Origin of the sequence: Pseudomonas syringae CC1557, assembly GCF_000452705.1 — a bacterium.
Classification (GTDB): domain Bacteria; phylum Pseudomonadota; class Gammaproteobacteria; order Pseudomonadales; family Pseudomonadaceae; genus Aquipseudomonas; species Aquipseudomonas syringae_F.
This window is the reverse complement of the sequence record NZ_CP007014.1, coordinates 3,545,890-3,560,283: the sequence shown is the minus strand read 5'-3', so window position 1 is coordinate 3,560,283 and position 14,394 is coordinate 3,545,890. Positions and strand designations below refer to the sequence as shown.

The 14,394-nt window shown below is 57.1% G+C and carries 12 protein-coding genes; 7 read left to right on the top strand and 5 right to left on the bottom strand.

Annotation, left to right across the window (positions count from 1 at the left end; all coding sequences use genetic code 11):
* Positions 1-174: 174 nt before the first annotated feature.
* Entirely contained in the window at positions 175-1,056 is an 882-nt protein-coding gene (locus N018_RS15650) for an alpha/beta fold hydrolase (protein WP_024646610.1), read from the top strand.
* Positions 1,057-1,210: 154 nt separating this feature from the next.
* Here the strand turns inward: N018_RS15650 and N018_RS15645 are convergent, their stop codons facing one another.
* Together N018_RS15645 and cspD are read right to left on the bottom strand one after the other, a co-directional pair.
* Positions 1,211-3,433 carry an NADP-dependent isocitrate dehydrogenase gene (locus N018_RS15645; protein ID WP_024646609.1) on the bottom strand — a complete coding sequence of 741 codons (2,223 nt, stop codon included), beginning with the start codon at positions 3,431-3,433 and terminating at the stop codon, positions 1,211-1,213.
* Between the two features lie 624 nt (positions 3,434-4,057).
* Positions 4,058-4,336, bottom strand: a complete 279-nt coding sequence (gene cspD / locus N018_RS15640) for a cold shock domain-containing protein CspD (protein ID WP_080265794.1) — start codon at positions 4,334-4,336, stop codon at positions 4,058-4,060.
* A gap of 220 nt (positions 4,337-4,556) precedes the next feature.
* On the opposite strand from cspD, the gene clpS reads away from it, so the two are divergent.
* Positions 4,557-4,919, top strand: coding sequence for an ATP-dependent Clp protease adapter ClpS (gene clpS, locus N018_RS15635; protein WP_004884680.1), 363 nt, complete (start codon positions 4,557-4,559; stop codon positions 4,917-4,919).
* A 30-nt stretch (positions 4,920-4,949) separates the two neighbouring features.
* Entirely contained in the window at positions 4,950-7,223 is a 2,274-nt protein-coding gene (gene clpA, locus N018_RS15630) for an ATP-dependent Clp protease ATP-binding subunit ClpA (RefSeq protein ID WP_024646607.1), read from the top strand.
* 116 nt (positions 7,224-7,339) lie between these two features.
* Here clpA and infA read toward each other — a convergent pair whose 3' ends face one another.
* The 3 genes from infA to aat form a co-directional block, all read right to left on the bottom strand.
* The gene (gene infA, locus N018_RS15625) at positions 7,340-7,558 is read right to left on the bottom strand and encodes a translation initiation factor IF-1 (protein ID WP_002553999.1); all 219 of its coding nucleotides are present in this window, start codon (positions 7,556-7,558) and stop codon (positions 7,340-7,342) included.
* Positions 7,559-7,658: 100 nt separating this feature from the next.
* Positions 7,659-8,366 (bottom strand): arginyltransferase, encoded by a 708-nt coding sequence (locus tag N018_RS15620; protein WP_024646606.1) that lies wholly within the window; start codon positions 8,364-8,366, stop codon positions 7,659-7,661.
* A gap of 51 nt (positions 8,367-8,417) precedes the next feature.
* A complete protein-coding gene (aat, locus tag N018_RS15615; RefSeq protein WP_024646605.1) occupies positions 8,418-9,107 on the bottom strand; it encodes a leucyl/phenylalanyl-tRNA--protein transferase in 690 nt (229 codons plus the stop codon).
* Between the two features lie 467 nt (positions 9,108-9,574).
* Here aat and ftsK point away from each other — a divergent pair, with 467 nt between their 5' ends.
* From ftsK to crcB, 4 genes are all read left to right on the top strand, one after another.
* The gene (ftsK, locus tag N018_RS15610) at positions 9,575-11,980 is read left to right on the top strand and encodes a DNA translocase FtsK (protein WP_024646604.1); all 2,406 of its coding nucleotides are present in this window, start codon (positions 9,575-9,577) and stop codon (positions 11,978-11,980) included.
* 75 nt (positions 11,981-12,055) lie between these two features.
* Complete coding sequence (lolA, locus tag N018_RS15605) at positions 12,056-12,679, top strand: outer membrane lipoprotein chaperone LolA (RefSeq protein ID WP_024646603.1); 624 nt, start codon at positions 12,056-12,058, stop codon at positions 12,677-12,679.
* 18 nt (positions 12,680-12,697) lie between these two features.
* The gene (locus N018_RS15600) at positions 12,698-14,020 is read left to right on the top strand and encodes a replication-associated recombination protein A (protein ID WP_024646602.1); all 1,323 of its coding nucleotides are present in this window, start codon (positions 12,698-12,700) and stop codon (positions 14,018-14,020) included.
* Complete coding sequence (gene crcB / locus N018_RS15595; protein ID WP_024646601.1) at positions 14,020-14,394, top strand: fluoride efflux transporter CrcB; 375 nt, start codon at positions 14,020-14,022, stop codon at positions 14,392-14,394. The genes N018_RS15600 and crcB overlap by 1 nt, the downstream gene beginning before the upstream one ends.

Here is a 14,394-nt window from a genome sequence, read left to right as displayed (position 1 = left end):
CAGTCGGGTTCTTTTATGAGCAGCTTCGATCCACCCAGCGCTGAAAACGCTGTGTATGGCGTCAGTCGACGCAAGGTTTTACAAGCGTCTGCGCTAGGTGCTGCATCTGCACTTGGTGCTTCGTTGGCAAGTGCTGCCTCTTCCAGCCAGAAACCTGTTCCCAAGGGAAATACAATGAATCCTGATGATGCCTTCCGCGTGACGTATCACACTTGTAAAGTCGGCGATGTAGAGGTCTTTTATCGCGAAGTAGGCCGCAGGGATGCTCCAGTGCTGCTGTTGCTGCATGGTTTTCCGAGTTCCAGCCACATGTTTCGCGATCTGATGCCATTGTTGGCAAGTCAGTACCGCCTGATCGCCCCCGATCTGCCCGGTTTCGGCAACACAAAAGCGCCGCCGCGCGGGCAGTTCGATTACAGCTTCGAAAACCTCTACAAAGTAGTTGAGGGGTTTACCGAAGTGCTTGGCCTGAAGAAGTATGCGTTATACGTATTTGATTACGGCGCACCGACCGGCTTTCGACTTGCCGCAGCGAACCCGGAAAAGGTCACTGCAATCATCAGTCAGAACGGTAACGCCTACCTGGAAGGGTTCAGTGATCAATGGGGCCCCTGGCAGGCCTACTGGCGTGAACCTTCAGCAGCCAATCGCGAAGCCTGCCGTGCTTCGCTATCGCCGGAAACCATCCGTGACTGGCAGTACGGTACTGGCGCCGATCCTGAAAAACTGTCGCCCGACGGCTACAACCTGGACATCCTGTACATGGCGCGGCCGGGCGCAGAAGAAATCCAGCTGGACCTGATTCTGGATTACCGCACCAACGTAGCAGCGTACCCCTCATTTCAGGCTTACCTGCGAAAGTACCAGCCACCCCTGCAGGCAGTCTGGGGCAAGCATGATCCGGCGTTCATACCACCAGGCGCGCAGGCGTTCCGCAAGGACGTTCCAGCTGCCGAGGTGCATCTTCTGGACGCAGGCCACTTCGCACTTGAAACGCATGCGCCGGAAGTCGCCGAGTACATTCGCGAGTTTCTTTCGCGCACCCTGAAAGGCTAGAAAATCTGCGTCAGGTGCTTCATAGGGTATTTGTTGAGCGCCTGGAGCCAGGCTGATAACTGAAATCTATCCGCGAATAAAAAAATCCCCGGCACCAGGCCGGGGATTTCTTTAAGAGGCAGCGCATTATTAATGCGCCGCTTCGTTCTGCCTCTTACAACGCTGCGATGGCTGCGTTGAATGTTGCACTTGGGCGCATGGCTTTGCTGGTTACTTCCGGGTTAGGGAAGTAGTAGCCGCCGATGTCCACTGGCTTGCCCTGAACAGCGTTCAGCTCGGCAACGATTTTTTCCTCGTTGTCGGTCAGGGTTTTGGCCAGAGGTGTGAACTGCGCCTTGAGGGCTGCATCGTCATTCTGGGCGGCCAGTGCCTGTGCCCAGAACAGGGTCAGGTAGAAGTGACTGCCACGGTTGTCAATACCGCCAACCTTGCGCGAAGGTGACTTGTTGCGATCCAGGAACTCGCCAGTGGCTTGGTCCAGGGTTTTGGAAAGAACCAGCGCTTTCGGGTTGTTATAAACGTTACCCAGATGCTCCAGCGAGGCTGCCAGGGCGAGGAACTCGCCCAGCGAATCCCAGCGCAGGAAGTTCTCTTCGACGAACTGCTGAACATGCTTCGGAGCCGAACCGCCAGCGCCGGTTTCGAACAGGCCGCCACCATTCATCAGCGGAACGATCGACAGCATTTTCGCGCTGGTACCCAGTTCCATGATCGGGAACAGGTCGGTGAGGTAGTCGCGCAGCACGTTACCGGTCACCGAGATGGTGTCCTTGCCGGCGCGAGTGCGCTGCAGGGTCAGCTTCATGGCGTCGACCGGCGACAGGATCTGGATGTCCAGCCCCGTCGTATCGTGGTCGCCCAGGTACTTCTGGACTTTCTCGATCATCACGCTGTCATGGGCGCGAGACGCATCCAGCCAGAAAATCGCTGGCGTGTTGCTTGCGCGAGCGCGGTTGACGGCCAGTTTCACCCAGTCCTGAATCGGCGCGTCCTTGGCCTGGCACATGCGCCAGATATCGCCAGCTTCGACGTTCTGCTCCATCAGCAGGTTGCCTTGGCTGTCGGTCACGCGAACCACACCGTTGGCCTGGATATGGAAGGTCTTGTCGTGGGACCCGTACTCTTCGGCTTTCTGAGCCATCAGGCCGACGTTTGGCACGCTGCCCATGGTAGTCGGATCGAAGGCACCGTTTTTCTTGCAGTCTTCGATGACGGCTTGATAAATAGTGGCGTAGCAACGGTCCGGAATGACGGCCTTGGCATCGTGCAACTGACCGTCTGTGCCCCACATTTTGCCGGAGTCACGGATCATGGCTGGCATCGATGCGTCGACGATCACGTCGCTCGGTACGTGCAGGTTGGTGATGCCCTTGTCGGAGTTGACCATCGCCAGTTGCGGACGGACGGCGTAGACCGCCTCGATGTCGGCCTTGATTTCCGCCTGCTTTTCCGCTGGCAGAACACCAATGCGCTCGTACAGGTCACCAATGCCGTTGTTCAGGCTGAAGCCGATCTGTTTCAACGTATCAGCGTGCTTGGTCAGCGCGTCCTTGTAGAACTCGTCGACAATCTGGCCGAACATGATCGGATCGGAGATCTTCATCATGGTGGCTTTCAAGTGCACCGAAAACAGCACGCCTTGTTTGCGGGCGTCTTCGATTTCAGCAGCGATGAAGCTACGCAGTGCCTTGGCGCTCATCACCGAGCAATCGACGACTTCGCCTGCCTTGACGGCGGTTTTTTCTTTCAGGACGGTGGTGGTGCCATCCTGGGCGACCAGTTCGATCTTGACGGTGTTGTCGGCTTCGATCTGGGTGGCTTTCTCGCTGCCGTAGAAGTCACCGTTGCTCATGTGTGCAACGTGCGCTTTCGAATCGGCGGACCAGGCGCCCATTTTGTGCGGGTGCTTGCGGGCGTAGTTCTTGACCGACAACGGCGCACGGCGGTCAGAGTTACCTTCACGCAGCACCGGGTTTACGGCGCTGCCCTTGGTCTTGTCGTAGCGGGCACGGGTTTCTTTTTCCGCATCAGTGGCAGGGTTCTCAGGGTAGTCAGGGATGTTGTAGCCCTGATTCTGAAGCTCCTTGATGGTCGCCTTCAACTGCGGGACCGAGGCGCTGATGTTGGGCAGCTTGATGATGTTGGCTTCTGGCGTGGTGGCCAGTTTGCCCAGCTCGGCGAGATGATCCGGCACTTTTTTGTCGGCAAGCAACTCCGGGAAGCTGGAAAGAACACGGCCCGCCAGAGAGATGTCGCGTGTTTCCACGTCAATATCGGAGGTTGCCGTGAACGCTTCAATGACAGGCAGAAGGGAGTAGGTGGCGAGGGCCGGAGCTTCGTCGGTGAAGGTGTAGATGATCTTCGAGCGGTTGGACATTCGTATTAACTCTCTTTTGCTGAGCATGCACAAAATCTCGATACGCGCATTCTATGCGCGTTTGCCCACGGTTCGGCCATGAGCCAGGTCGAGGTTTATTCGCGGTGATGTTGGGTGCATCAGTCGAGCGTCAAGCTGTCGGGTCAGGTAGCGGCCCGACGCATAAGGAAGGCCGAGGGTCAGAAATGAGACGGGTCAGCCTTGATGACTCTGCGGTCACGGCGCGAGTATATCAAACCATTGGCGCCAAGCATTAATGCTATGCGAGCTATCAAAAAATGAATATCCGCCGTTGGTCGAACGATCAGCTTGCGGATCAGGCATTCAGGCAGGCATTGACGACGGGTTTGATTGACCGAGAGGCCAGACAATTCAACGGGGGAGGGACGTGTTCGGTCGTGCAGATCAGCGAATGGTAGCCCAGCCGGGGGCTATTGGAGTCTGGGCATCAGCGGTGCAATAACCGCTAATTCGATACCCTGTTGAGTCGTGACGGATAACAGGAGGTGCAATTTTCTGTCTCCTTGTGTGTCCGGCACACGCTCATTGCGTGCTTCTGGCAACCAACTGCCCCGCTGAGTTCGGTGGCCGCTGTCACGTCACAGAGAATTGCACTGACAAATGTCAGGCATGTGCGTGAATGTGTTCGTGTGGATGTGCAGAGTGCATGCCCTTTAACGCATCCTCTTCTTTAACCCCCGATGCCTTAATGTTCACAGCGTGCAGCCCTTTTGGACCCTGGAGGATATCAAAGTTGACTTTCTGACCAGCTTTGAGCGTTTTGTAGCCGTCCATCTGGATTGCCGAAAAATGAGCGAACAGATCTTCGTCATCCTTGCCTTCAGCGTTTATGAATCCAAAGCCTTTTGCGTTGTTGAACCACTTGACTTTTCCTTCGATCATCACCATCTCCCTCTCCACAGGACTCCGTCAGGAGTATCATCCACTTCAGCCCGCCAACCCAAAAAATTTAGGTTGACTGCGCGGACCCTTTTTACCCAATGTGGACTCTATTGTTTGTAACACCGTTTAGCTGATAGTCAAGGTCATGCGGCATTCCATTTGAAAACCGGCCAGACCGTGACTAACTGCTCAATCCGCCCTCACACGAACGTTTCTTTCCATGCATGCATTTAGCAAGATTCGACTAACATTCAATCAGGATGGTCCGCAGTCACACGAGGACGACTCGGCAGGCATTGCGGTGCAGGATGCCAAACCGACCCTGCAGGCGCCACCGATGTACAAGGTGGTTTTGTTCAATGATGACTACACCCCGATGGATTTCGTCGTAGAAGTGCTCGAGGTGTTTTTTAACCTGAATCGTGAGCTGGCCACCAAAGTCATGCTGGCCGTCCATACAGAGGGACGGGCAGTCTGCGGATTGTTTACCCGCGACATCGCCGAGACCAAGGCAATGCAGGTCAATCAATACGCCAGGGAGAGCCAGCATCCGCTACTCTGTGAGATCGAGAAGGACGGTTAAACGCCGACCACTTGGGTATGAGGTGAAGCTATGTTGAACCGTGAACTCGAAGTCACCCTCAATCTTGCCTTCAAGGAGGCACGTTCGAAGCGTCATGAGTTCATGACGGTCGAACATCTCCTGCTGGCTCTATTGGACAATGAGGCTGCAGCCACTGTCTTGCGTGCCTGCGGCGCAAACCTCGATAAACTCAAGCATGATCTGCAGGAGTTCATCGACTCCACCACTCCGCTGATCCCCGTTCATGACGAGGATCGCGAGACCCAGCCGACGCTGGGCTTTCAGCGCGTGTTGCAACGCGCAGTCTTCCACGTGCAGAGCTCCGGCAAGCGGGAAGTGACTGGCGCCAACGTGCTGGTTGCGATTTTCAGTGAGCAGGAAAGCCAGGCCGTATTTTTGCTCAAACAGCAGAGTGTGGCCCGGATTGATGTCGTCAACTACATCGCCCACGGTATCTCCAAGGTCCCGGGGCACGGCGAACACTCTTCTGAAGGTGAGCAGGATATGCAGGATGACGAGGGCGGTGAAGCATCTTCCTCAGGCAATCCACTGGATGCCTATGCCAGCAATCTGAACGAATTGGCGCGTCAGGGACGCATCGATCCGCTTGTCGGCCGCGAAAGCGAAGTCGAGCGCGTGGCGCAGATTCTGGCTCGTCGTCGCAAGAACAATCCTTTGCTGGTCGGCGAGGCAGGGGTCGGTAAAACGGCCATCGCCGAAGGTCTGGCCAAACGCATCGTCGATAATCAGGTCCCTGATCTGCTTGCCAACAGCGTTGTGTACTCGCTCGATCTGGGCGCATTGCTGGCCGGGACGAAATACCGTGGCGATTTCGAGAAGCGTTTCAAAGCGTTGCTCAATGAACTGCGCAAGCGACCTCAGGCAATCCTGTTCATCGATGAGATTCACACTATCATTGGCGCCGGTGCAGCTTCCGGCGGCGTTATGGATGCGTCGAACCTGCTCAAGCCGTTGCTTTCTTCCGGTGATATCCGCTGCATCGGCTCGACCACGTTTCAGGAGTTTCGCGGGATTTTCGAAAAGGATCGCGCCTTGGCGCGTCGTTTCCAGAAAGTCGATGTGTCCGAGCCTTCGGTTGAAGACACCATTGGCATCCTGCGCGGCCTGAAAAGCCGTTTCGAGCAGCATCACAGCATCGAATACAGTGACGAGGCATTGCGCGCAGCGGCCGAGTTGGCCTCGCGTTACATCAATGACCGCCACATGCCTGACAAGGCCATCGACGTGATTGACGAGGCGGGTGCCTACCAGCGCTTGCAGCCGGTCGAGAAGCGCGTCAAGCGCATCGATGTGCCGCAGGTTGAAGATATCGTCGCCAAGATCGCGCGTATTCCTCCGAAGCACGTCAACAGTTCCGACAAGGAGCTATTGCGTAACCTGGAGCGCGATCTGAAGCTCACTGTGTTCGGTCAGGATGCGGCGATCGATTCGTTGTCGACGGCCATCAAACTGTCGCGTGCAGGCCTCAAGTCGCCTGACAAGCCGGTCGGTTCGTTCCTTTTTGCCGGTCCTACGGGTGTCGGCAAGACGGAAGCGGCACGTCAGCTGGCCAAGGCACTGGGTGTCGAGCTGATCCGTTTCGACATGTCGGAGTACATGGAGCGGCATACCGTGTCCCGTCTGATCGGCGCGCCTCCTGGCTATGTCGGTTTCGATCAGGGCGGTTTGCTGACGGAGGCCATCACTCGCCAGCCTCATTGCGTACTACTGCTCGATGAAATCGAGAAGGCGCATCCTGAAGTCTTCAACCTGCTGTTGCAGGTGATGGATCACGGTACGCTCACCGATAACAACGGGCGCAAGGCGGACTTCCGCAATGTGATCGTGATCATGACCACCAACGCCGGTGCCGAGTCGGCTGCGCGGGCTTCAATTGGCTTTACGCATCAGGATCACTCGTCTGATGCGATGGAAGTTATCAAGAAGAGCTTCACGCCAGAGTTCCGCAACCGTCTGGACACCATCATCCAGTTTGGCCGTCTCAGCCACGAAGTCATCAAGAGCGTGGTCGACAAGTTCCTTACCGAGCTTCAAGCCCAACTGGAAGACAAGCGCGTATTGCTCGAAGTGTCCGAGGCGGCGAGAAGCTGGCTGGCGCAGGGTGGTTACGATGCAGCGATGGGTGCCAGGCCGATGGCTCGCCTGATTCAGGACAAGATCAAGCGGCCGTTGGCTGAGGAGATTCTGTTCGGCGAATTGTCTGAGCACGGCGGTGTGGTGCATATCGACATCAAGGATGGCGAAATCACCTTTGATTTCGAGACCACGGCAGAGATGGCCTGACGTTCGAAACCTTGCCCGCATCGTTGATTGATGCGGAGCAAGGTCATCGAGGAAAACTCATCAGGCAGACGAACAAAAACGCCCGGCTTATGCCGGGCGTTTTTGTCAATGACTGATTAACGGGCGCGGTAGGTGATGCGCCCTTTGCTCAGGTCATAGGGCGTCAGTTCTACACGCACTTTGTCGCCGGTCAGAATACGGATGTAATTCTTGCGCATCTTGCCGGAGATATGCGCGGTTACGACGTGCCCGTTTTCCAACTCCACACGAAACATGGTGTTGGGCAGGGTGTCGACGACAGTGCCTTCCATTTCGAAGCTGTCTTCTTTCGACATGCAGTAAAGCCCTCGGTATACAAATGAGTGGCCCGGTGCAAGTGGCGCCAGGCAAAAGCGGCGTGCATTGTGCCCGAAAAAACATGTTTAAGCCAAGGGTTCAGTACAGAGTGACCCATCTTTGATTGGTGAGCAGTTCGATGGGTCGATATTGAGTCTTGTAATTCATCTTTTTGCAGTTCTTTATCCAGTAACCCAGATAGACCGCTTGCAGCTGAAGCCGCGCAGCTTCGGCGATTTGCCAGAGAATGGCGTAGCGGCCCAGACTGCGGCGTTCTTCCTCGGGTTCGTAAAAGGTGTAGACCGCAGAAAGCCCGTTCGGTAACAGGTCGGTGACCGCCACCGCCACCAGGCGCTGAGCAAGGCGAAACTCATAAAAGCGTGAGAAGGGCAGGTCGCGTACCAGAAATGTCGAAAACTGCTCCCGACTGGGCGGAAACATATCGCCGTCGGCGTGGCGTTGCTCGATATAGCGCTGATAAAGGTCGAAGTATTCGTGGGTGAATACCGGCTTTGCACTGCTGACCTGAAGATCTGCGTTGCGTTTCAGGATGCGTTTTTGCTGTCTGTCAGGCGCAAACAGGTTGACCGGAATGCGCGCAGGCACGCAGGCACTGCAATTCTGGCAGTGAGGGCGATAAAGATGGTCGCCGCTGCGACGAAAGCCCATGTCGGACAGGTCGGCGTAGACCTGAACATCCATTGGCTGGCTGGGGTCCAGGAACAGCGTAGTCGCCTGCTCTTCGGGCAGGTAACTGCACGTGTGGGGTTGGGTGGCATAAAACTTAAGCCTGGCCAGCTCTGTCATCGTCGCCCCCCTTTGTTGGTGAGTCCATAGCCATGAGTGTATGCCAGCCTTTCAAACTCGCCTAGGTAACCAGTCGGCATCAGTCGGCTGGTCCAGATATTGCGCGAGATAATCGGCAAACGTCTGGCGCGGAATCGAGCGGGCACCGAAGCTGTGCAGGTGCTGAGTGGGCATCTGGCAGTCGATCAGCACAAAGCCCCAGGCTGTAAGGCGTTCGACCAGCGTGGCAAAACCGAATTTGGAAGCGTTGTCGGCGCGGCTGAACATGGATTCACCGAAGAACAACTGACCCATTGCCAAGCCGTACAACCCCCCGACCAGTTCGCCCTGATCCCAGACTTCAACACTGTGCGCATGACCGCGTTGGTGCAGTTCCAGATAGGCGTTCTGCATCGAGTCGGTGATCCAGGTGCCGTCAGCGTAGCTGCGCGGCGCAGCGCAGGCCTCTATCACGCGAGCAAAATCCTGATCGAAGGTCACTGTGTAGCGAGCCTGGCGCAGAAGTTTGGCAAGGCTGCGTGAGACATGCAGCTCGTCGGGAAACAGTACAGTCCGTGGGTCGGGTGACCACCAGAGAATGGGCTGGCCATCCTGAAACCAAGGGAAGCAGCCATGACGATACGCCTGGATCAGACGATCGGCAGACAGATCGCCGCCTGCCGCAAGCAGCCCGTTGGGTTCACGAAGGGCCTTTTCCAGCGGCGGGAAATCAAGACTGTTGCGTTGTAACCAGGTCAGCATGGCATCACGACTTTTCGGAAGGGGAGGGCGCTCAGTGCCTGCGAGTGCAACTCTGTGCGACAAGCGTGGTCACAGAAGGTTGCCATTATGGCGCGCACCGGAAGCTTGCGGTAGGGTGCGCCCGCCAGAGCCCGGTCTACGCATTTGAAGTTGTGGGCAGTTGATAAAATCACACCATAAGCCTTTGTCACAAAACGGAATGCATGCTCAAATTGAGCGTTATCGATGAACACCAAGGCTAGCCTGATATTTCAGTGGTTGCAGATCGATCTGACGAGTTTTCGTACAGACCTCCGCGCGTGTAAAGCCGTACAATGCTCGCGTCGGGCGTTATCATTCAAGCGTCTGTCACGCATGTCTTACCGGTTCTGTCTGCTTTTTTCAGTCGGGAGCAGGCAGTGCAGTCCGACAGCCGTTTCTGGTCAATCAACGAGATGTTCGCGCTACAGCGCAGGAAATAAAGCGTTTTGAAGAAATCCACCCCAGCACCCAGCGCTGTTCCGCTTTGGCGACAGCAACTGCACTACAGGCTCAAGGAAGGGGCCCTGATCGCCTTTGGCGCCCTGTGCCTGTATCTGATGATGGCTTTGTTGACCTACGATCAGAGCGATCCCGGCTGGAGCCATACCAGCAGCAATGCCGCGCAGGTTCAAAATGCTGCCGGGCGTGCTGGCGCGTTCTGTGCCGACATTCTGTTCATGGTGCTCGGCTATTTCGCCTACATATTTCCGTTGCTGCTGGCGATCAAGGCCTGGCAGGTGTTTCGTCACCGCCACGAGCCGTGGCAATGGAGTGGCTGGCTGTTCTCCTGGCGCCTGATCGGGCTGGTGTTCCTGATACTGGCCGGTGCGGCACTGGCGCATATCCATTTCCATTTTTCGGCAGGCTTTCCCGGGTCTGCGGGCGGTGTGCTGGGCGAAGTACTGGGCGATCTGGCCAAGAAGGCCCTGAATATTCAGGGCAGCACCTTGCTGTTCATCGCCCTGTTTCTGTTCGGCCTGACGGTGTTTACCGACCTGTCATGGTTCAAGGTGATGGACATCACCGGCAAGATCACGCTGGACCTGTTCGAGCTGTTTCAAGGCGCTGCCAACCGGTGGTGGACTGCCCGCGCCGAGCGCAAGCAGATGGTTGCGCAATTGCGCGAGGTCGATATGCAGGTCAACGACGTGGTGGCGCCTGTCGCCCCGGATCGTCGCGAGCAGGCCAAGGCCCGCGAGCGTCTGATCGAGCGCGAAGTGTCGCTGAGCAAACACATGACCGAGCGTGAAAAGCACGTGCCTGCGGTCATCGCGCCAGCACCTGCAAAGCCTGCCGAGCCTAGCAAACGCGTGCAAAAGGAAAAGCAGGCGCCATTGTTCGTCGACAGCGCGGTCGAAGGCACGCTGCCGCCGATCTCGATCCTCGATCCGGCGGAAAAGAAACAGCTTAATTACTCGCCGGAATCGCTGGCCGCAGTGGGTCATCTGTTGGAAATCAAGCTCAAGGAGTTTGGTGTTGAAGTCTCGGTGGACTCCATTCACCCCGGTCCGGTCATCACCCGTTACGAGATTCAGCCTGCTGCAGGCGTCAAGGTCAGTCGCATTTCCAACCTGGCCAAGGACCTTGCGCGCTCGTTGGCCGTGACCAGCGTCCGGGTCGTGGAAGTCATCCCCGGCAAGACCACCGTCGGCATCGAGATTCCCAACGAAGACCGGCAGATCGTGCGCTTCTCTGAAGTGCTGTCGACGCCTGAATACGATAACGCCAAGTCACCTGTGACGCTGGCTCTGGGCCACGATATCGGCGGCAAACCGGTTATCACCGATCTGGCGAAAATGCCGCACTTGCTGGTGGCCGGTACGACCGGTTCCGGTAAATCGGTGGGTGTCAACGCCATGATCCTGTCGATCCTGTTCAAGTCTGGCCCGGAAGACGCCAAACTGATCATGATTGACCCGAAAATGCTTGAGCTCTCAATCTACGAAGGCATTCCGCATTTGCTCTGTCCGGTCGTGACCGACATGAAAGACGCCGCCAACGCCTTGCGCTGGAGCGTTGCCGAGATGGAGCGCCGCTACAAGCTGATGGCGAAGATGGGCGTGCGTAACCTTTCCGGCTTCAACCAGAAAGTCAAGGATGCCCAGGACGCTGGCGAGCCACTGGCCGATCCGCTGTACAAGCGCGAAAGCATTCACGATGAAGCGCCATTACTGACCAAGTTGCCGACCATCGTGGTAGTAGTGGACGAGTTTGCCGACATGATGATGATCGTCGGCAAAAAGGTCGAAGAACTCATCGCCCGTATTGCGCAGAAGGCCCGTGCCGCCGGTATTCACCTGATCCTCGCGACTCAGCGTCCGTCGGTGGATGTAATTACCGGTCTGATCAAGGCCAACATCCCGACGCGAATGGCGTTTCAGGTATCGAGCAAGATCGACTCCCGAACCATCATCGACCAGGGCGGCGCCGAGCAGCTGCTGGGCCACGGTGACATGCTGTACATGCCGCCCGGCACCAGTCTGCCCATTCGTGTCCACGGTGCGTTTGTTTCCGACGAAGAAGTGCATCGTGTCGTAGAAGCGTGGAAACTGCGCGGCTCTCCGGAATACAACGACGATATTCTTGCAGGTGTGGAAGAGGCCGGTAGCGGCTTTGACGGCGGCAGTGGCGAGGGCAGCGACGATAGCGAGAGCGACGCCCTTTACGATGAAGCCGTGAAGTTCGTGCTCGAAAGCCGTCGTGCTTCTATTTCTGCCGTTCAGCGCAAGCTCAAGATCGGTTACAACCGCGCTGCACGCATGATCGAGGCGATGGAAATGGCCGGCGTCGTGACATCCATGAACACCAATGGCTCGCGCGAAGTCATCGCGCCGGCGCCGATGCGCGACTGAGCTTTACCACCCCAGGATTGCGGCGGCAGCGTGTACGCACGTTGCCGCATCATCTTCGACACAATGAGGAATCCCATGCGCCTTACCCGCATGCTGTTGGCCACCGCACTGACTTTTTCCGTGATCTCCGCCCACGCTGACAGCAAGGACGTGGCACGCCTGACCCAGTTGCTGGAAAAATCCCAGACACTGACTGCACGATTCTCACAGCTGACCCTTGATGGTGGCGGTACGCAATTACAGGAAACAGCGGGCGAAATGGCCTTGCAGCGTCCTGGCCTGTTCAACTGGCACACCGATGCTCCGCAAGAACAGCTGATGGTTTCCGACGGCAAGAAGGTTTCCTTGTGGGACCCTGACCTGGAGCAGGTCACCATCAAGAAGCTCGATCAGCGCCTGACCCAGACCCCGGCACTGCTGCTGTCCGGTGACGTGTCGAAGATCAGCGAAAGTTTCGATATCACTGCCAAGGAAGCCGGTGGCGTGATCGACTTTGTGCTCAAGCCCAAGACCAAGGACACGCTGTTCGACAGCCTGCGTCTGTCGTTTCGCAACGGTGTGATCAACGACATGCAGTTGATCGACAGCGTGGGTCAGCGCACCAACATCCTGTTCACCGGGGTCAAGGCCAACGAGCCGATCCCGGCGAGCAAGTTCAAGTTCGACGTGCCAAAGGGCGCTGATGTCATTCAAGAGTAAAAGGGTTTAATTCCGACCATGGACCTGTTCAGCCGCGAACCGATAGCTCAGCCTCTGGCTGCACGCCTGCGTGCCACCAATCTGGATGAGTATGTCGGGCAGGAGCATGTGCTTGCGCATGGCAAGCCTTTGCGTGAAGCGCTGGAGCAGGGTGCGTTGCACTCGATGATTTTCTGGGGCCCTCCGGGGGTCGGCAAGACCACGTTGGCGAGGCTGCTGGCCAAGGTTTCGGACGCGCATTTCGAGACTGTTTCGGCGGTGCTGGCCGGGGTCAAGGAAATTCGTCAGGCGGTTGAGGTTGCCAAGCAGCAGGCCGGACAATACGGCAAGCGCACGATTCTGTTCGTCGATGAAGTGCACCGCTTCAACAAGTCGCAGCAGGATGCATTTCTGCCCTACGTAGAAGACGGCACATTGATTTTCATCGGTGCCACCACCGAGAATCCTTCGTTCGAACTCAACAATGCTCTGCTTTCACGCGCGCGTGTCTACGTGCTCAAGAGCCTGGACGAAGCAGCGTTGCGCAAGCTGGTCAATCGCGCCTTGACTGAAGACCGGGGCCTCGGCCAGCGCAAGCTGACCCTGAGTGATGAAGGCTTTGCGATCCTCATGTCCGCCGCTGATGGCGATGGCCGTCGCATGCTTAACCTGCTGGAGAACGCGTCCGATCTGGCCGAGGATGGCAGCGAGATTGATGTCGAATTGTTGCAGAGCCTGCTGGGTGATAGCCGACGCCGCTTTGACAAGGGCGGCGAGGCGTTCTATGACCAGATATCGGCCCTGCACAAGTCCATACGTGGCTCGAACCCCGATGCGGCGCTGTACTGGTTTGCCCGAATGATCGACGGTGGTTGCGACCCGCTGTATCTGGCCCGCCGTGTGGTGCGCATGGCCAGCGAAGACATCGGCAACGCCGACCCGCGTGCGTTGCCGCTGTGCATGTCCGCCTGGGATGTGCAAGAGCGCCTGGGCAGCCCTGAAGGTGAGCTGGCAGTCGCACAGGCGATTGTCTATCTGGCCTGCGCGCCTAAAAGCAACGCGGTGTACATGGCGTTCAAGGCGGCGATGCGCGAAGCGGGTGAGCATGGCTCGCTTGAGGTTCCTCTGCATCTGCGCAATGCGCCGACCAAGCTGATGAAGCAGCTTGGTTATGGCGAAGAATACCGCTATGCGCACGACGAGCCGGAAGCCTATGCCGCAGGTGAGGACTATTTCCCGGATGAACTGGAGCCGCGTCAGTATTACCAGCCCGTCCCGCGTGGCCTGGAGCTGAAAATCGGCGAGAAACTCAGGCGTTTGACTGCACTGGACGATGCCAGTCCGCGCAAACGGAGAAAGTGATGTTTCAAACCATTCTTGCGGTGTCGATTGCCGGGATCGCTGGTACATTATTGCGCTTCGCCACAGGCACGTGGGTCACGGCTAACTGGCCTCGCTATTTCTATGCGGCGACGCTGGCCGTCAACCTTGTCGGCTGTCTGATCATCGGTGTGTTGTACGGTCTGTTTCTGCTACGCCCTGAAGTGCCCATCGAAATTCGCGCCGGACTGATCGTCGGTTTTGTAGGGGGTCTCACGACCTTTTCATCTTTTTCACTGGATACGCTGCGCCTGCTGGAAAGCGGGCAATTACCGCTGGCGCTGGGCTACGCAGGTATCAGTGTATTCGGCGGGCTGCTCGCAACCTGGGTTGGCCTGTCCCTGACCAGACTTTGA